Here is an 18,362-nt window from a genome sequence, read left to right as displayed (position 1 = left end):
CCACAGGCGCGTTCAGAAGGCCTGCTTCAGAACATCCCGTTGGTATTGGCCGACTGTTCGGGAATCGGTTGCACCGAATCCCAATGCTCTTCGATCTTGCCGTCCTTGAGGCGGAAGATGTCGACGATGGCATTGCCGCGGGTGCCGGGCTCGCGGATGGCGTGAACCCGCAGCACGACGAAATCGCCGTCGACATGCACCTGTGTGATCTCGCTGTGCGACTGCGGAAACTTGGTCTTCAGAAATTCGATGAACTTGCGAAAACCTTCCGGGCCATCCTCGGCGTTCGGATTGTGCTGAATGTAGGTGCCGAGATATTTCGACGCGCTTTCGAAATCCTTGCGATTGAGGCCCTGCTCATAGAAGTCGAGCACGATCGCCTTGTTACGCTCCTCCTGAGCCGAATAGGCGCGCTGCGCCAGCGCCGGTGCCGCGAGCACGGCGGCAAGCGCCGCGGCCAGCACGACGGCGAAAGGTTTCTTCATCGTGTCATCTCCTCTGAACGGCCGCGCCAGGCAGCAGCGGCCTGCCTATCCGGGCTTGGATGGGATCATCTGCGATGATGCAGACCTCATCGCATGAGGTCGCATCAATAATAGCGGTAGAAATGATGCACTGGGCCATGGCCGTGCCCGACGGTGAAGCGATCGGCCGCCGCGATGGCGCCGGAGATGAAGGCCTTGGCATTGCGCACAGCGACCTCCATCGTCTCGCCCTTCGCAAGCCCCGCAGCCACCGCCGACGACAGCGAGCAGCCGGTGCCGTGCGTGTTGCCGGTCGCGACGCGCGGCGCTGCGAGCGCGATGCTGCGCTCGGCGGTGATCAGGTAGTCGGTGCTGTCAGCGCCCTGCCCGTGGCCGCCCTTGATCAGCACGGCCGGGCAGCCGAGCGCCAGCAGGCGGCGGCCCTGCTCTGCGACGGCCTCATCCGACGTCGCCATCGCCTCGCCCAGCAGCGCGGCGGCCTCCGGCAGGTTCGGCGTGAGCAGTGATGCCTGTGGAATGAGCCGGCTGCGGAGCGCCGCGATGGCATCCTCCGGCAGCAGCCGCGCGCCCGATGTCGCGACCATCACCGGATCGAGCACCACATGGGCCGGCCGCCAGCGTGCCAGGCTCGTGCTGATCGCATCCGCGATCGGAGCCTGGGCGACCATGCCGATCTTCACGGCGCCGACGAGGAGATCGTCGAACACGGCGTCGATCTGCTTGGTGACGAATTCCGGTGGCACCAGGTGCACCCCGGTCACGCCTGTCGTGTTCTGCGCGGTCAGCGCGGTCAGCACCGAGGCGCCGTAGACGGACAGCGCCGCGAAGGTCTTCAGGTCCGCCTGGATGCCGGCTCCCCCTGAGGAATCCGAGCCGGCGATGGTGAGTGCGACGGGGGTGCTCATCCCGCTTTCCTAGCGCGGGCCGGCCGCGCTCGGCAAGCAGGCCGGGCCACCGGAGAAAGCGTATCGACTTCGCCGGAAAACGCTATATTGAGGCGAAAGACGCCTTCCGGAGACAGCCCGCAATGGTTCCCTTCTTCGTCCAGATCAAGTGCAAGCTCGGCCAGTCGTATACGGTCGCCAATGCGCTGGCAGAAGCCGAGATCGCCTCCGAGATCTACTCGACGGCAGGCAATTACGACCTGCTGGTGAAGTTCTACGTCGACAACGCCACCGACATCGGTCACTTTGTGAATGAGAAGGTCCAGGTCCTGCCCGGCATCCAGGACACTCACACCATCATCACGTTCAAGGCCTTCGGCGCGAGCTAGCCGACGCCCGTCGCGCCGGATCATGTCTCGGGGAGACAAAAGGCGCCCGCCGTTTCCGACGGGCGCCGACGTCATGAAAATCGTACAAGCATGGTTTCGTCATGAAAGACGATGGCCGGCCGGAGGCCGATCTCCGGACGCGGCAGGTTCTGCCCTACGGCCAAGCCTCGGCGCGAGCCGGGGCGGCCGTTCATTCGAGCCATTCCCAGGACTGCATTCCACCCGGCCAAATCGTCTTGGGAGGTCGGAAAGCCGGACCCTTCGACGTGAGGGGCTGGGGGACCGTCGAACGGCCCGGCTTTCCTTTTCCGCGACTTGGCGATAGGGCTGCTATAGCGGCAGCATGCAGCACCGGGTCAAGACGAGCGGACCAATCGATACGGTCGATCAAGAAGTTGAGACAGAAGCACAAGAGTCTGCGGCGCGTTGCGTGACGAGTGAGATCAAAACCGTGTCGTCCCTCGTGCCGAGCTATGGCTTCTCGGCCGAGCAGATGGAGACCGAAACCAATATTGCGGCCTGGCGCGAAGCGACGTCCACGTTCTTCGACGTCGATGAGCTCGCGGCGGCTGACGCGCTGCCGTTTCGCGCGGATGTGCTGTCCTATGCCCTGGGTCCGGTCCTGTTCGGAATGGCGCGAGCCAGCGGCCAGCGCTTCCGCCGTACCGCCGAGACCATCGTACGCAGCGGCGTCGACCACATCATTCTGCAGCTCTACGTGAAGGGCAGCTATGAGGGCGTCACCGGGGGCCGGCCGATCCGCGTCGACGCCGGAGACATCTGCGTGCTCGACCTCGCCCAGACGCTGGAGACGCGCGCCACCGCGTTCGAGAACTTCACCCTGGTGGTGCCGCGCCCGATGTTCGACGCGCGCCTGCTGCGGGTCGAGGACCTGCACGGCCTGGTATTGCCCGCCCAAGGCGCGCTCGCACCGCTTCTGGCGCGGCATTTCGGCGCATTGTTCGACTACGCACCGCGCACGAGCTTCGACGAATGCCAAGCGGTGATCGAGGGGACGATCTCCCTGGTCGCCGCCTGCCTGCGCGGCGAGCTCGAGCGCCGCGACGCGGACCGCAACGTCACGGCGGACGCCTCGCTGCTTCGCGTCCGCCAATACATCGAAGCGCAGCTGTCGAGCGCCGAGCTGAGCGCCGACGCCGTGGCGCTGCATTTCGGCCTGTCGCGCGCATCGCTGTACCGCCTGTTCGCACCGATCGGCGGCATTGCCGACTACATCCGCAGCCGCCGCCTGCACCGCGCCTTCTTCGAGCTCGCGTCCGCCGGCTCACGCCAGGTCAGGATCAGCGAGGTGGCGCGGCGCTGGCAGCTCGGGACGGACGCGCATTTCGCGCGCCTGTTCAAGGCAGCCTACGGCATCACGCCGAGCGCCGCGCGCGAAGTGGCTCTGTTCGGCGCCCGGCAGGTCCCGCCCGGAGGCAACGGCGCGGCCTCTCCGCTCAGCCGTTGGATGCGAGAGATAGCACCGCCGCGGAGCGCGGAATGAGCGCGACGACGTCGGCCGAGTGCGCATCTGCGTCCTCGGGCGCTTCGGCATCCGGCTCCGCCTCGCCGGCATCGCGGGCGGTCCGCGCGATCTCCAGATGCTCTTCGAGCTGCTCGACCGGCATCGGCCGGCCCAGCAGGTAACCTTGCGCGAAATTGACCCCGAGCGAGCGCAGCTGCGTCAGCTGCTCCTCCGTCTCGACGCCCTCGGCGGTGATCTGGATGCCGAGCCCGCGCGCCAAGGTCACGACCGAGGAGATCACGGCCGCGCTTTCGTCGCGCACGCTCAGATTGGCGACGAATGATTTGTCGATCTTGATCTTGTTGAACGGGAATGCGGTCAGCGAGCGCAGCGACGAATAGCCGGTCCCGAAATCGTCGAGCGCCAGCGAAATGCCCAGACCCTTGAGCTTGTCGATGAAGCTCTCGTTCTCCGCCGCACGCTCCAGCAATACCGATTCGGTGATCTCGATCTCGAGACGTTTCGGATCGAGACCGGAGCGGGCGAGCGCCGACTGGATGACGTCGAACAGCTCGGCCTGCTTGAACTGAACGGGCGACAGGTTGACCGCGACCTTGACGTCGTCGGGCCACGCAGTCGCATCGTCGCAGACGCGGCCGATGATCCACTCGCCGAGCGGCACGATCAGGCCGGTCGATTCCGCAAGCGGAATGAACTTGTCCGGCGGCACCAGTCCCTTGACCGGGTGGCGCCAGCGCACCAAGGCTTCGACGCCGCGGCGATCGCGGCTCTCCGCATCGTAGAACGGCTGATAGTGCACTTCGAACTGACACTGCGCGATGGCGTCGCGCAGATCGCCCTCCAAGGTGTTGCGCGCCTCGAGCTCGGCGGACATCGCATCATCATAGAGCGTGTAGCAGCTGCGGCCCGCGGATTTCGAACGATAGAGGGCAAGGTCGGCCTTCTTGAGCAGATGCTCCTGGTCGCGGCCGTGCTCGGGCGCCAGCGAGATGCCGATGCTGGTGCCGATCTCGGCCCGCTGCCCGCCGAGCAGGAACGGTTCGGCGATCAGCTTCGTGATCCGTTGCGCGAGCTCGATGGCTGCCGCGCGCTGATCGGCGCCGCCGACCTGGATCAAGGCAAATTCATCGCCGCCGAGCCGGGCCAGCACGTCCTCAGCACGCAGCTGCGACTTCAACCGCTGCGCGACCTGCACCAGCAACTCGTCGCCCGCACCGTGGCCGAGGGAGTCGTTGACGTTCTTGAAGCGATCGAGGTCGAGCAGGAACACGGTGAACCGGCCGCTCGTGTCGTCGTTGATCCGCTCCATCTCCTCCAGGAAGAAAGCACGGTTCGCGAGCCCGGTCAGGGCGTCGGTCTGCGCAAGCTCGAGCACGCGGCGATTGGCCAGCGCGAGCTGCTGCGCATTGCGGCTCGACAGCGCGAGATAGACCGCGAGGAAGATCGTCGTCGCAATGCCCGCCGCATACAGCGCCAGCGCACGGTTATGGGTGGCTATCAGCCCGCCGCCGGCGGGTGCCGCCTGAAACACCCAGTCGGCGTCGCCGATCCGCAGTGTCGTCGACCAGATGTTGGGGGCCGCCGGCCAGCGTTGCGGATCCACTCCGGAGGCATTGATGACCCGCTCCGGCGGAAGCAGGTTGATCGCGAGCGCCGGACTGTTGGGATTGTTGGCTCGTACCGATTCCAGCAGCATCGGCAGATCGAAGACACCGACGATGAAACCGGTGAGATTGCGGCGGCGATCGGCGACCGTCGTGCGCGAGGTCCCCTTGGCGTAGACGGGAATCCCGATCATCACCGCATTCGCGCGCTCGCTCTGGTTGATCAGATTCTGCCGGGTCCGCAACGCGCCGATCATGTCGTAGTCGCGCGACTGCTCGAGCACGGCGCGGTGGTCCGGGATGCTCCAATAGTCGAGGCCGTAGACCGGCGAAGTCTTCGCCTCCGTGGAGAAGTAGACGGGATAATACTCGTCGCTCTCCGGCGCGACGGTGCCGTCCGGATAGGATTTGATGCGGAAGGCAGGAACGCCGTCGGTGATCGCCGCGGCCTCGTATTCGCCGCGCTCCTTGCGCTTGATCCGCGGCAGCCACGCCAGACGCAGCATGCCGCGATGCGCCTCGAACAGCCGCGCGCTGAAGGTCTGATATTCGCTGCGGGTGATGTCGTCGTTGGCGGATTCGAAGCGCGTCCGCAGCGCGGTCAGCCGGCTGACATATTCGTTGACGCCGTTCTGCACCAGGATCGCCTGCGCTTCGGCGACGCCCTCGAAATCGGTACGCGCCAGCCGGTTTTCCCAGCGTCCGACTGCAACCGTACCAACCACCGACAGCACCACGCCGACGCACGCCGCGATGATCGCGGGACGATAAAGGCGGTATCGCGATAGCGACGCGCGAAACCTGTCACGCCCGCCACCGTCGCGAGCATTGTCCTGATCTGTCAGCAGCGTCGGTGCGCTGTACTCTTCAACCTGCAAAACCTGGCCCCCGCCAAACGGCTGCCCCTTACTACGATCCGACGGATGGGACACCGTGCGAAGTTAAGGACGGTCAAAGATGATGACATGTCCGGTGTTGGATCCCACGGCTTGGTTAACACCTGACTGTTGGGGGCCGCGCAAAACGCGATCAAGCGCGAGATGCGTCTTTAGCGAGGTCTTCATTCAAGGCGCGTAGGGTGGATTTCGGTCAAGCGCACGGTTCATCGAATATCGCTATGAAGTGGCTTTCAAAGTTCTGGACTTCCATCATCGTCATCCTGGTCGCCGGCGTGCTGCTGCCCGCCACGACGAGTGCGGACGAACTCGGCGTCACCAACGACTCGATCCTGTTTGGTCAGGTCGCTGCGCTCGAAGGCCCGTCTGCGGCACTCGGCCAGGCGGCGCGTCAGGGCCTGCTGGCCGCGTTCAGCGAGCTGAACGCCAAGGGCGGCGTCTACGGACGCAGGCTGAAGCTGGCGAGCCGCAACGACGGCTACGACCCCGATCGCTCGGTGGTCGAGACCATCAAGCTGATCTATGAGGACAAGGTGTTCGCGCTGATCGGCGCCGTCGGCACGCCGACGGCAATGGCCACCGCGCCGATCGCGGCCTCGAACGACGTGCCCTTCATCGGGCCGATCTCCGGTGCCGAATTCCTGCGCGCGCCCGAGTTTCAGAACGTCGTGAACATCCGCGCGAGCTACGCGGCGGAAGCCGAGGCCTCGATCAAATATCTCACGGAAGAGCTTCGCCTGACGCGAATCGCGATCTTCTATCAGGATGACGCGTTCGGCCGCGACGTGCTGGCCGGCGTAAAGACCTATCTCGATCGCCGCGGCCTGGAGCTGGCCGCTGAAGGCACGTTCGAGCGCAACACGCGGGCGGTCGGCGCGGCGTTGAAGGTCATCCGGCGCGCCGAACCGGAGGCGGTGATCCTGGTCGGCACCTATGGCCCATGTGCCGAGTTCATCAAGATGTCGCATCGCAGCGGCTTCAATCCGACCTTCACGGCGGTGTCCTTCGTCGGCGGCAACGCGCTCGCCAAGGAGCTCGGTCCGGAGGGCCGCGGCGTCATCGTGTCGGAAGTGGTCCCGTTCCCATGGGACACCGACCGCCGCGTCGTCGCCGACTACCAGGCCGCGATGAAGGCCCTCGACCCCAGCCAGACGCCGGACTTCATCGGGCTGGAGGGCTACATCACCGGCCGTCTGGTGGCGCGGGCGCTGGCGATGACCGGGCCCAACCCGACCCGTGCCGAGCTGCTCAGGATCATCAACGAGGTCGGCCAATTCGACATTGGCGGCCTAATCGTGAGCTTCGGCAACGCCCGCAAGGAGAATCCGCCGCCGGTATCGCTGACGGTGATCCAGAGCGACGGCAGCTTCAAGCCGATCTAGCTGTCGTCGGGCGGCTCAGCCCACCGGCTTCTTCGGCTTCGGCGGTCCTTCGACCGGCGGCAGGGATTTCAGATAGACCGCCATCGCCTTGCGATCGTCGGCGCTCAGCTGCGACGTATTGCGGATCACGCGCGCCATCGACCCGCCCGCGTTGTCGCCGTCCGGCAGCTGCCCGGTCTCGAGGAAATAGCTGATGTCGCTCTCGCTCCAGTCGGACAGCCCCTTCTGGGTGATGTTCGGCACGAAGCCCTGGCCTTCCGGCTCCGGCCCGCCGGCAAAGCGCTGCGCAGTCTTGATGCCGCCAAGCGGATTGCGGGGGCTGTGGCATTCCGCGCAATGACCGAGGGTGTTGACGAGATAGGCGCCGCGATTCCATTCGGCGGAGCGCGAGCCGTCCGCCACGAACGGTCTGTCGTTGAAGAACAGCAGCTTCCAGACGCCGACGGTGCGGCGGATGTTGAACGGGAATGGCAGCTCGTGCGTGCGCGAGGGACCAGCGACGGCCGGCAGCGTCTTCATGTAGGCGAAGAGATCGCTGATGTCGTCGACCTTCGCCGCCGCATAGGAGGTATAGGGAAACGCCGGATAGTAGTGGCTGCCGCCGGGCGAGACGCCCCTGACGACTGCATTCACGAAATCGGCCTCGCTCCAGCGTCCGATACCGTCATTCGGGTCCGGCGAGATGTTGGGCGCGTAGAACGTGCCGAACGGAGATGTCAGCGGCAGCCCGCCGCCGAGCTTCAGGCGATCCGGCTGGTTCGGTACAGCATGGCATGACGAGCAGCCGCCAATGTTGAACATCTCCTGCCCGTTGGCGAGATCCGGCGCTCGCGCCGCAGCCGCGAGCGCCACGGTCGCGGGGCTGGTCAGCCACCAGAATACCGCCAGGCCGGCGGCGCCGAGCACACAGACAGCAAGCAGAAGGCGTCGCAGCATGGTCGCTCCGTCACGGCGGGGAGGATGTCGTCGGTTGGCCGCAAGCCGCTGGACATCGACGGCGATCGATACGACAGGACGCCCGGGCGCACAAACAAACGGGGCGAACGCGCAGCACGCGTTCGCCCCTCGCATGAGATCACATCAGGTCAGCTGGCCTTGAGCCGGAAGGTCTCGTGGCAGCCGCCGCACTCCTTGCCGATCGCCGGCGCCGTCGCCTTGAGGCTGTCGAGATCCTTGATCTTGGCCTTGGCCTCGACGACCACCTTGGCGAAGCCGTCGATCTTGGCCTTGAAGCCGGCCTGGTCTTCCCAGATCTTCGGCGAGGGGCTGTAATCGCCCTCGAACTTCGCACCCTTGACGCTCGCGGGATACATCATCGGCAGCTTCTTGGCCGTCTCGTCGAGCTGCGCAAGAGCGGCATTGACCGCGGCCTGGTCGTACGGCTTCTCGCCCTTCACCATGGCGATCAGAACACCGCCGAGGTTCTTGGCGTTGGCCTTCATCGTGTCCTGGCTATGCTTGACCAGATCCTGCTGCGCCATCACGGCTCCGGCCCCTAGCAGCAAAGCTGCGACAGCCACGACAGTCCGCTTCATCAATTCGCTCCTTTGTTGTCACAATCTCGTCCCGCCCACCTGGACGGGTCGTTGCCATCAGTCAACCCCAACTCCGGGGGGTTATTCCGGAATTGAGGCGGATATCGGAGATCCCCGCGAAGACTAGTCAGAGACTATGACGGCGATGCTGCTCCCGGATCGCGATCCACACGCGCTCGGGGGTCGCCGGCATGTCGATGTGATCGATCTTGTACTCGCGCCAGAGTGCCTCGACGATCGCGTTGACCACGGCCGGACATGAGCCGATCGCGCCCGCTTCGCCGGCGCCCTTGACGCCCATCGGATTGGTCTTGCAGGGCACGTTGTGGGTCTCGAAGGTGAAGGACGGCGCATCGGCCGCGCGCGGCAGCGCATAGTCCATGAAGCTGCCGGTCACCAGCTGCGCATCGGAGTTGCTGTAGACCACCTGCTCCATCAGCGCCTGGCCGATGCCCTGCACCGCGCCGCCGTGCACCTGGCCGGCCAGCAGCAGCGGATTCAGCGTCACGCCGAAATCGTCGACGATGACGTAGTTCACGACCTTGATGATGCCGGTCGCGGGATCGATCTCGACCTCCGCCACATGCGTGCCGTTCGGATAGGTGCCGTCGGCGCTGGCGAAGGTGGCACTGCCGTTGAGCTTGGCGGGATCGACGCCGGGACGCTTGGCGAGATCGGCGAAAGAGATCGTGCGGTCGGTGCCGGCCACCCGCACCCGCCCGTCGGCGATCTCGAGATCGCCCAGCCCTGCTTCCAGCGCCTCGGCGGCGATCTGCTTGAGCTTGTCGCCGAGCTCATGGGTGGCGCGCTGCACGCTGACGCCGCCCGAGGGAATCGAGGCCGAGCCGCCGGTGCCGAGGCCGGTCGCGATCTCCTGGGTATCGCCCTGGTGGATGTGCACGCGCTCCGGCGCAAGGCCGAACTGCTCGGCGACGATCTGGGCATAGGCGGTCTGGTGGCCCTGCCCGCTCGACTGCGTGCCGATCAGGATGGTGACGTCTCCGTTGGGGTCGAGCCGCACATTAGCGGTCTCCTCGCCCATCACGCCGCAGACCTCGACATAGCTCGCGAGCCCGATGCCGCGGATCAGCTCGTTCTTCTTGGCCGCCTTGGCGCGCTTCGGAAACTCTTTCCACTCGGCGATCTCCATCGCGCGCTTGAGATGCGCGTTGAAGTCGCCGGAGTCATACACTTTGCCGGTCGCGGTCTTGTAGGGCAGCGCGCGCGGCGCGATGAAGTTCTTGCGCCTGACGGCATCGACGCTCAGATCGAGCTTGCGCGCGCAGGCATCGACCAGGCGCTCGATGACGTAGGCAGCTTCGGGGCGGCCCGCGCCGCGATAGGCGTCGACCGGAACGGTGTGGGTGAAGATGGTGCGCACCCGGCAGTGGAACGCCTGGACGTCGTAGAGCCCCGGCAGCATGCCGGCGCCGCCATGCGGGATATAGGGCGCGAAGGTCGAGAGATAGGCGCCCATGTCGCCCATCAGATCGACATCCATCGCCAGGAACTTGCCGTCCGGGGCCAGCGCCATCTTCGCTGTGGTGACGTTGTCGCGGCCCTGGGCGTCGCCCATGAAATGTTCGGAGCGATCGGCCGCCCAGCGCACCGACTTGCGCAGGCGGCGCGCCGCGACCGCCAGCAGCGCGTATTCGCGGTAGGGGAACAGCTTGGTGCCGAAGCCGCCGCCGACATCGGGGCAGATCACCCGCATCTTCTCGGTCGGGATCTTCAGGACGTTCTGGCACAGAATGTCGCGCAGGCGGTGGCTGCCCTGGCTGCCGGCCGTCAAGGTCAGATGGTCGCGCTTGACGTCGTATTCGCAGACCGCGGCGCGCGTCTCCATGAAGCTCGCCACCACGCGCGGATTGACGATGCGGATCTCGGCCACCGCATGCGCTTTCGCAAAGGCGGCCTCGACCGCGGCCTTGTCGCCGATCGAGACGTCGAACAGCACGTTGCCCTTGTGCTCGGCCCACACCTGCGGCGCGTCGGACTTGATCGCATTGACGACGCCGGTGACCGCCGGCAGCGTCGTCCACGCGACCTGGATCGCCTCCAACGCATCGCGCGCATGATCGAGCGTGTCGGCGACGACGAAGGCGATGGCATCGCCGACGTGACGCACCTCGTCCTTGGCGAGGATCGGATAAACAGGCGCGGTGAACGGATCGGTTTCCAGGTTGAACAGGCAGGGCAGCCCGCCAAGTTCCGCGGTGTCCTCCGCCGTCAGGATCAGCGCCACGCCCGGCAGCAGCCGCGCCGCAGCGACATCGATGGTGAATTTGGCATGCGCGTGCGGCGAGCGCAGCACCAGCGCATGCAAAGCGGCCGATGGCGCGAGATCGTCGGTATAGCGGCCCTTGCCGCGAATCAGCGCGTCATCCTCTTTCCGGAGAACGCTTTGTCCGACGCCGAACTTGATTGGAGCAGCCATCTGTTTCACTTCCCGCTTCGCTTTGGCGATATTGGCGCCATATTGCAGCGGATCGACGACCCGCGCAAACGCCATATGGTCGGCGCCGGAAAACGAGTGGTCAACTCTCGGCCAGCGTGGGCCGCGGCCTCATGCCGCACTGCAACGGATCAACGCCGCACGAGCACCTTGAGCCAGCGCGGGCCGAACAGCGCGAGGATCGCGCCCGCATAGATGACGGCCCCGACCACGATCAGCACGCCGAGCAGCGCCTCGTCCTGCATGCGGCCGAGGACTGCGAGATGGCCTGCGCCGTAGCGAGCGGTCAGCCACAGCGCAGCCGCGAGCACCACGCCGGTGCCGGCGAATTTGAGCAGCGACGAGGTGAGCCGCCGATCGAAGCGGAGATAGCCCTTGTGCACGGCAAAGCCGAGCACCAGCAGCAGATTGATCCACGCCCCCACCGCCGTCGCCAGCGCCAGGCCGACCTGGGCCAGCGAGCCCATCAGCAGCACCTTCAGCAGCACGTTGACGCTGAGGCCGGTGAGCGACGCCTTGACCGGGGTCGCCGTGTCCTTGCGCGCGTAGAAGGTGGACACCGCGCTGCGGATCATCACGAAGGGAATGAGGCCGACCGCATAGGCCGCCAGCGTCGCGCCGGCCGCCGCCGCATCCCCCCTAGTGAAGGCGCCGCGCGCGAACATCGCGCGCGTGATGACGTCGGGCACCGCCAGGAAGGCCGCCACGAAGGGGACCGAGAACAAGAGCGTGAAGTCGAAGGCGCGGCGCTGCTGCTCCATGGCGCCGTCATGATCGTTCGCGGTGAGCCGCCGCGACATCTCCGGCAGCAGCACGGTGCCGATGGCGATGCCGATCACCCCGATCGGCAGCTGGTTGAGCCGGTCGGCGTAGTACAGCGCCGACAGCGCACCGGCCGGCAGGAAGGTCGCGATGATGGTGTCGGCGAACATCGCGACCTGCGTCCCCATCGAGCCCAGCGTGGCCGGTCCCAGCGCCCGGAAGAAGGCGCGGATGTCCTCATCGAGCTTCAGCGGCGCAAAGCGCGGCAGGCCGCCATGGCGGGCGAGATCGCCGGCCAGCAGGACATACTGCAGGAAGCCGGAGATCAGCACGCCCCAGGCCGCGGCATGCCCGGCATTGGGGAAGAACGCCGCGAGCGCCAGGGTCGCCATCATCGCGAGATTGAGGAAGATCGAGGCGGCGGCTGCGCTGGCGAAGCGCTGCATCACGTTGAGCATGCCGCCATACAGCGTCACCAGCGTGATCAGCAGCAGATAGGGAAAGGTGATGCGCGTCAGCGTGATCGCCAGTTCCCGCTGCGCCGGGTCGTCGCCGAAGCCCGGCGCCAGCAACGTCATCGCCTGCGGCATGAACAGCCAGGCCAGGATCAGCAGCACCACCTGCGACGCCAGCAGCAGCGTGAAGATGCGGTCGGCAAACAGGCTCGCCGAGGCCGGCCCCTTCTCGCCATGGACATGCGCATAGGCCGGCACGAAAGCGGCGTTGAACGCCCCCTCGGCGAAGATCGCGCGAAAATGGTTGGGCAGCCGGAACGCGACGAAAAACGCGTCCGCCACCGGCCCGGCGCCAAGAATCGCCGCCAGCATGATGTCGCGGGCAAAGCCGGTGAGCCGAGACAGCAGCGTATAGCCGCCGACAGTGAAAATACGTCCGAGCATGGGGGGCTTCTAGAGCATCGAGGGGCTAGTTTGAAGCGGAACGTCTGCTCGCGTTGCTTGCGGCTAAAATGCGGCGCCCCGGTCGCGTCCCCCCGTCCCGCTGGAGGCAACGGCTGGAATGCATTTTCTGAGGCCCGCGGGCGCCGGCTGGAAACCTTCCCCCACTTGCAGCAGGCTTTCGCCCTATGGCGCTCCACATTTTGCGCCCGTCTGCTTCCAGTCGTCATGGCCGGGCTTGTCCCGGCCATCCACGTCGTTCGGCACTCTCTGTACGACGTGGATGCCCGGGACAAGCCCGGGCATGACGGAGTAACTCATTGGGCACTACATGCGACGAATGAGCGAAGTGTCATCCGTCGCGCCCGGCGCGAACACCGACAGATGCCGCATCTCCAAACCGGCGCTGGTTGGCTTTAACGAACGTCCGCCAACCACGGCACAAGCCCTCGCGCCTCGTTCTCGGCTGTCTCTGCAGTGTCATAGATTCCGCAATCGGGACCCGGCGGTCCCCATTCGCCTTCGAGTTGCTCGCCCGCAAGAATGATGGGGCTGTCCGGATCGTCATTGGGCAAGCTCGCCGACAACCACTGCCTTTGATACGTATAAGCTCCATCTGGTCGGCGCAAAATTAGCACGCGCTCGCGGCCATTGATGCTTTCAAGCGTCTTGACCGTCGAATACATTGCGCGTTGCTCTCGTTCTGAAATTATGATGCGGATGGCAGCCGGTGGGGAGGATCAGCACGGCCTGATCCGCCGCGCGCGGTCACCAATCCAGATTGACCGCCATACACCGACTGCAGAGCAAGGCCCCTCTTGGGATCTCTTGCTTGCAGTTGTGACACCGTGACTCGGCGTCCCGCATATGAAGGACGTTGGCCTTCGCCTGATGAACGTCACCCCCCGACACGCGCGTGAGCATCTTGATCGCCTCGGCTGAATTCGCATGATGCAAGCGCGCGATTTCGCCCCTGTCCACCGGTGAGAGGCCCTCGAAGAGCAGAACGATCGCACGACAATGCGGGCAGACCAGATGCCATCGGCCGTCGGGCGAGAAGGTTTCATAGGACCATGATTGATCTGCGAAAGCGTCGAGCAACTTCAGCGTCATTCTCTTTGGCATGAACGTCCTCAAGTTTGGCGACGAGGCTAGCCCGCTGGGCGGATGAGCGCAGCGTCATCCGCCACGCCCGGCTCGAACACATCGACGATGTCATCAGATCGCCGACAATAGCGCCAAGACGGCGGACGACGCCAATCCCTTACGCGATGGTCTTCCGATTGGCGCCGTCGGGACCGCCCCCAAGGACTCATTTCGCGAGCCGGCCCAAGCACATCCTCTCATTCACTCGCTTCGGAAAAAAAAACTATTTCTTTTTACCAGAAATCATGATTGTATATCCGCATCCCGTCTCGATCAGAGGGGCGCTTCGCGGTCGTCACGGACGTTGAGGCGGGATGCGGTGGGCGTGTCGATGCTGCAGCGTGGTTTTGTCCGCGCCGACGAACGGCAACGATGCGCACGGTCAAGTCGCGTGGTCCTGGCATCCCGACGCTGATGCCAAGTTGGTGCTGATGCGCAAGGCGCGCGGTGCCGATGACGGTGGCCAAAAAGCCCGGAGCACCGGGGAGAACGCGAAGCAGCCGTTCCAACCATTGCGCGGGGAATGCCGGGTGTTCTCGGCTGAACCTGTGGTTCCTGCCGCCAGCATTTTTTTCAGCTGGCGGGCCATGGGTGCGGCCAGCGCCCGGCATTCCCCGTGCCCTCTGTTTGGAGAGGGTAGGTCCATCGGCAAAGCTCGGACGCGAAAGGCGCCGCGAGAAAGGGAACACATGTCTCGCCACCGTCATTGCGAGGAGCGAAGCGACGAAGCAATCCAGGGCCGCACGCGCAGCCCTGGATTGCTTCGCTTCGCTCGCAATGACGGAGGATAGACCGATCTCACGCCGCGCGGGTGACCATTGGCAGCATTCGCCAGGACAAAGCCAGTGGGAGAAGTCGGTAGAAAGATGCCCGCTCCACACTTCGCCGTCATCCCGGACAAGTCCGCCGACGCAGCGCGGCGGCGGGCGCCGATCCGGGATCCATATGCCGTGCAGACGATGGGGCGCGGAATGCGCCGCCTGCCCGTTTCAGGCATCACGCGGTATGGGTCCCGGCGTTCGCCGGGACGACATTGTCAGTTGGGATTGCCGGCGGGGCATATCACTTGCGGCCGCGCTTTCGTCATGGGGAGAGCGCGGCCAAGTGAGACCGAGATCGAGTGAGCCAGATCGCGTGCGCGGTCAGCTCAGCAATGCGTGAGACCTCAGGCCTGGACCGCGCCGCGGACCACGTCGATGATCCGCGCCTGGGTCGCCTCGTCGAGATAGGCGTGCATCGGCAGGCTGATGACGTCGCTGGACAGCTGCTCGCTGACCGGCAGGCCGCCGTCGGCGCTCGGGAAGATCCGGTAGGCCGTCTGCTGGTGCATCGATTTCGGGTAGTAGATCGCGGTCGGAATGCCCTGCGCCTTCAGCGCCGCGGCGAAGTCGTCACGTCCGACGCCCCTGGGCAGGCGGATGGTGTATTGCGCCCAGACCGAGGTGCAGCCGTCCGCAAGGCGAGGCACGTTGACGACGTCGGCAAGGCCCTTGGTGTAACGCGCCGCCGCCACATCGCGCGCCGCGATCTCGTCCTCGAAAATCCTGAGCTTCTCGATCAGGATGGCCGCCTGGATGGTGTCGAGCCGCGCGGTGAGGCCAAGGCGGACGTTGTCGTATCTGTCGGTGCCGCCGCCATGGGCGCGCACGCTGCGCAGGCGCTCCGCCAGGCCGGCATCGTCGGTGAGGATGGCGCCGCCGTCGCCGAAGCAGCCGAGCGGCTTGGCCGGATAGAAGCTGGTGGCGGTGGCGAGCCCGAAGGTGCCGATGCGGCGGCCCTTGTAGCTGGCGCCAAAGCCCTGCGCGGCGTCGTCGAGCACGAACATTCCTTCGTCCGCAGCGATCGCGGCAACCGAATCATGGTCCGCGCTCTGCCCGAACAGGTCGACCGGGATCACGGCCTTGGGCTTGAGGCCCAGCCTGCGGGCGGTGGCGATGCCACGGCGCAGCGAGGCCGGATCGATGTTGAAGGTCTCCTCCAGCACGTCGACGAACACAGGCGTAGCGCCGGTGAGCGCGACCGCCTCGCCGGTCGCACAGAACGTGAAGGACGGGCACAGCACGGCATCTCCGGGCCCGATGCCCTGCGCCATCAGCACCATCAACAGCGCATCGGTGCCGCTCGAGCAGCTCACGGCATATTTGGCGCCGCAGAACGCTGCGAGCTCGGCTTCGAGCTGGATGATCTCGGGGCCGCCGAGAAACTGGCAATGCGCGAGCACGCGGGCGACGGCGTCGTCGAGCGACTTGCCGAGCCGCTGGCGCTGCGCGGCGGTGTCGATGAACGGGATGGGCTGCTGACGCAGATGCTGATTCATGGCGGATGCTACTACGGATTGGGAAGTGGACATCGGGCGAAGGACAGGCCGGCGTCAACCAGCGGCAGCGCGCAGCTTGCGCGCGGCTGCCTCGGCCGGACGATGGCTCGAAGTCTCCAGGCACTGCGTGGCGATCGCGAGGCTCGCAACGCCCTCGTCACCGGTGACGGCCGGGGACGTGCCCGAGCGCACCGCGTGCAGGAAGGCGATCAGCTCGGCGCGCAGCGGCTCGTCGTGACCGACCGGCAGATGGCGCATCGAGTAGCTGCCGTCCGGCTTGAAGCCGAAGCATTCGGTGACCTGGCGCGTCAGCAGATCGCCCATGATGTACTTGCCGCGCGTCGCCACTGTCACGTTGCGCGCCTTGAACGGCGTCAGCCAGTTGGTGTTGATGTGAGCGAGCACGCCGGAGGCGGTGCGGAACTGCAGCAGCGCGATGTCCTCGCGCTCGGCCACCGCGCTCGACAGCTGCGGCTGCACCTCGATGATGTCGGATTCGGTGAACCAGCGGATGAGATCGATGTCGTGCACGGCGAGATCGATGACGACGCCGACGTTCGACATGCGCGGCGGGAACGGGCCGACGCGGGTGATGGCGATCGACAGGAGGTCCTCGCCCGCGATCGCCTTCTTGATCGCGGCCACCGCCGGGTTGAAGCGCTCGACATGGCCGATCATCAAGGTGACGCCGGCGCGATGCGCGGCCGAGACGATCTCCTTGCCCTCATCCACCGTGGAGGCGATCGGCTTCTCGACCATCAGGTGCACCTTGCGCGCGATGCAGGCGAGCGCAAGCTCATGATGCAGATGCGTCGGAGCGGCGATGGTGACCGCGTCGACGCCCTCGGACACGAGCTCATCGAGGGTCTCGAAGGTCGCGCAGTTCGCAAGCTCGTTGACGCGGCTGCGATGCGCCGGCAGCGGGTCAACGACGCCGACGAGGTGGACGTCGGGCAGTCCGGCGAGCACGCGGGCATGGTTGCTGCCCATCACGCCGGCTCCGATCACGCCGACCCGCAGCGCCTGCCTCATCTCGGCCTTGTGGCCCGCCCCCTTCGAACTCATGTCAGCGACCCCATCGATGTCCCGGATTGGCCTCAACAGTTAACGAACTGCAAATCAGCCGGTCGAAGCTCTCCTAGCACGCCACCTCAAGCGAGGCGAATGCGGAAACCCTTTTCAGGACACGATTTGATTCAGAAAGTTACATCCGAAGAGAACGAAAAACGAAGTATTTTGAAGGGCCTGCGGCGCGGCCTTCGCGTGTGGCGAGCGCCCCGTTCACGCATCGCGACAGATCATGGCCACAATGGTCGAGCCGTCTTCACGCCTGCGTGTGCGTCACGTGAGGAAGGTAACGCGGTGGATCCGACCGGCGAAGGACCTCTTACCAGATCGCTGGAGGATCCCATGATCGCACGCCTCGCATCACTCGCTTTCACGTCCGCTGTGGCCCTCGTCTCCCTCGGCGCCACGCCGTTGCCCGCGACCGCCGGCGAGCGCCCGGTGGTGATCGAGTTGTTCACCTCGCAAGGCTGCTCGTCCTGCCCACCTGCAAATGCCTATCTGAACGAGCTGGTGCGGCAGCAGCGCGATGTGCTGCCGCTGGCCTTCCACGTCACCTATTGGGACCGGCTCGGCTGGAAGGATCCGTTCTCACTGGCCGCGGCGACCGATCGCCAGGCGCGCTATGGCAGCCGCTTCGGCGACGGTTCCTACACGCCGGAGATCGTCGTCGACGGCAAGACGAGTCATGTCGGCTCCAACCGGGCCGAGGTCGGACCGGCGATCGACCGCGCCCGAGGCGCGCGGTCGACTGCGGCGACCATCAAGCTCGCCCGCAACGGCAACCAGATCAGCGTGGAGATCGGCGGCGGCGAGGGTCGCGGACGCGCTCTGCTGGTCGGGTTCGACCATCGGCATGAGACGGCGATCGGTCGCGGCGAGAATAGCGGCCGGAAGCTGGAGGAGCTGAACGTGGTCCGCTCCGTCCGCGCGCTCGCCGATTGGAGCGGCGCCGCGCTGCGCCTCACCGAGCCGATGCCGGAGGGCGAGGATGCCGCCGTGATCCTCGAAGCCGCGGATGGACGCATCGTCGGTGCCGCGCGCCTGTAGCCTTGGCCGC

14 protein-coding genes are annotated in these 18,362 nt (G+C 65.8%); 4 read left to right on the top strand and 10 right to left on the bottom strand.

Annotated elements, in window-relative coordinates; all coding sequences use genetic code 11:
• Positions 1 to 26 precede the first annotated feature (26 nt).
• Both LQG66_RS35575 and thiD read right to left on the bottom strand, forming a co-directional pair.
• Positions 27 to 485, bottom strand: coding sequence for a nuclear transport factor 2 family protein (locus tag LQG66_RS35575; protein ID WP_231320840.1), 459 nt, complete (start codon positions 483 to 485; stop codon positions 27 to 29).
• 104 nt (positions 486 to 589) lie between these two features.
• Positions 590 to 1,390, bottom strand: coding sequence for a bifunctional hydroxymethylpyrimidine kinase/phosphomethylpyrimidine kinase (gene thiD / locus LQG66_RS35570; RefSeq protein WP_231320838.1), 801 nt, complete (start codon positions 1,388 to 1,390; stop codon positions 590 to 592).
• Positions 1,391 to 1,512: 122 nt separating this feature from the next.
• On the opposite strand from thiD, the gene LQG66_RS35565 reads away from it, so the two are divergent.
• Complete coding sequence (locus tag LQG66_RS35565; protein WP_231320836.1) at positions 1,513 to 1,758, top strand: Lrp/AsnC ligand binding domain-containing protein; 246 nt, start codon at positions 1,513 to 1,515, stop codon at positions 1,756 to 1,758.
• Between the two features lie 442 nt (positions 1,759 to 2,200).
• Positions 2,201 to 3,262 (top strand): helix-turn-helix domain-containing protein, encoded by a 1,062-nt coding sequence (locus tag LQG66_RS35560; RefSeq protein ID WP_231328069.1) that lies wholly within the window; start codon positions 2,201 to 2,203, stop codon positions 3,260 to 3,262.
• Here the strand turns inward: LQG66_RS35560 and LQG66_RS35555 are convergent.
• Complete coding sequence (locus LQG66_RS35555; RefSeq protein WP_231320827.1) at positions 3,216 to 5,726, bottom strand: bifunctional diguanylate cyclase/phosphodiesterase; 2,511 nt, start codon at positions 5,724 to 5,726, stop codon at positions 3,216 to 3,218. The genes LQG66_RS35560 and LQG66_RS35555 overlap by 47 nt on opposite strands.
• A gap of 239 nt (positions 5,727 to 5,965) precedes the next feature.
• On the opposite strand from LQG66_RS35555, the gene LQG66_RS35550 reads away from it, so the two are divergent.
• Positions 5,966 to 7,126, top strand: coding sequence for an ABC transporter substrate-binding protein (locus LQG66_RS35550; RefSeq protein WP_231320824.1), 1,161 nt, complete (start codon positions 5,966 to 5,968; stop codon positions 7,124 to 7,126).
• Positions 7,127 to 7,141: 15 nt separating this feature from the next.
• On the opposite strand, the gene LQG66_RS35545 is transcribed toward LQG66_RS35550, so the two are convergent.
• The 7 genes from LQG66_RS35545 to LQG66_RS35515 all read right to left on the bottom strand — a co-directional run bounded on the left by LQG66_RS35545 (position 7,142) and on the right by LQG66_RS35515 (position 17,302).
• Positions 7,142 to 8,062 carry a c-type cytochrome gene (locus LQG66_RS35545; RefSeq protein WP_231320822.1) on the bottom strand — a complete coding sequence of 307 codons (921 nt, stop codon included), beginning with the start codon at positions 8,060 to 8,062 and terminating at the stop codon, positions 7,142 to 7,144.
• A 149-nt stretch (positions 8,063 to 8,211) separates the two neighbouring features.
• Complete coding sequence (locus LQG66_RS35540; protein WP_231320813.1) at positions 8,212 to 8,661, bottom strand: c-type cytochrome; 450 nt, start codon at positions 8,659 to 8,661, stop codon at positions 8,212 to 8,214.
• Positions 8,662 to 8,788: 127 nt separating this feature from the next.
• Positions 8,789 to 11,098: a xanthine dehydrogenase family protein molybdopterin-binding subunit gene (locus LQG66_RS35535; RefSeq protein ID WP_231320811.1), complete on the bottom strand. Its 2,310-nt coding sequence runs from the start codon at positions 11,096 to 11,098 to the stop codon at positions 8,789 to 8,791.
• A gap of 149 nt (positions 11,099 to 11,247) precedes the next feature.
• Positions 11,248 to 12,777 (bottom strand): murein biosynthesis integral membrane protein MurJ, encoded by a 1,530-nt coding sequence (gene murJ, locus LQG66_RS35530; protein ID WP_231320809.1) that lies wholly within the window; start codon positions 12,775 to 12,777, stop codon positions 11,248 to 11,250.
• 413 nt (positions 12,778 to 13,190) lie between these two features.
• Positions 13,191 to 13,460, bottom strand: coding sequence for a hypothetical protein (locus LQG66_RS35525; RefSeq protein ID WP_231320807.1), 270 nt, complete (start codon positions 13,458 to 13,460; stop codon positions 13,191 to 13,193).
• Positions 13,461 to 15,085: 1,625 nt separating this feature from the next.
• A complete protein-coding gene (locus LQG66_RS35520) occupies positions 15,086 to 16,237 on the bottom strand; it encodes a DegT/DnrJ/EryC1/StrS family aminotransferase (protein WP_231320805.1) in 1,152 nt (383 codons plus the stop codon).
• A gap of 54 nt (positions 16,238 to 16,291) precedes the next feature.
• Positions 16,292 to 17,302: a Gfo/Idh/MocA family protein gene (locus tag LQG66_RS35515; RefSeq protein ID WP_231320803.1), complete on the bottom strand. Its 1,011-nt coding sequence runs from the start codon at positions 17,300 to 17,302 to the stop codon at positions 16,292 to 16,294.
• Between the two features lie 345 nt (positions 17,303 to 17,647).
• Between LQG66_RS35515 and LQG66_RS35510 the strand changes: the two genes are divergently transcribed.
• Positions 17,648 to 18,352 (top strand): DUF1223 domain-containing protein, encoded by a 705-nt coding sequence (locus LQG66_RS35510; protein WP_231320795.1) that lies wholly within the window; start codon positions 17,648 to 17,650, stop codon positions 18,350 to 18,352.
• Positions 18,353 to 18,362: the final 10 nt, after the last annotated feature.

Source organism: Bradyrhizobium ontarionense, assembly GCF_021088345.1.
Lineage (GTDB): Bacteria > Pseudomonadota > Alphaproteobacteria > Rhizobiales > Xanthobacteraceae > Bradyrhizobium > Bradyrhizobium ontarionense.
The sequence above is the reverse complement of the archived record's forward strand: the minus strand, read 5'-3'. Positions and strand labels throughout refer to the sequence as shown.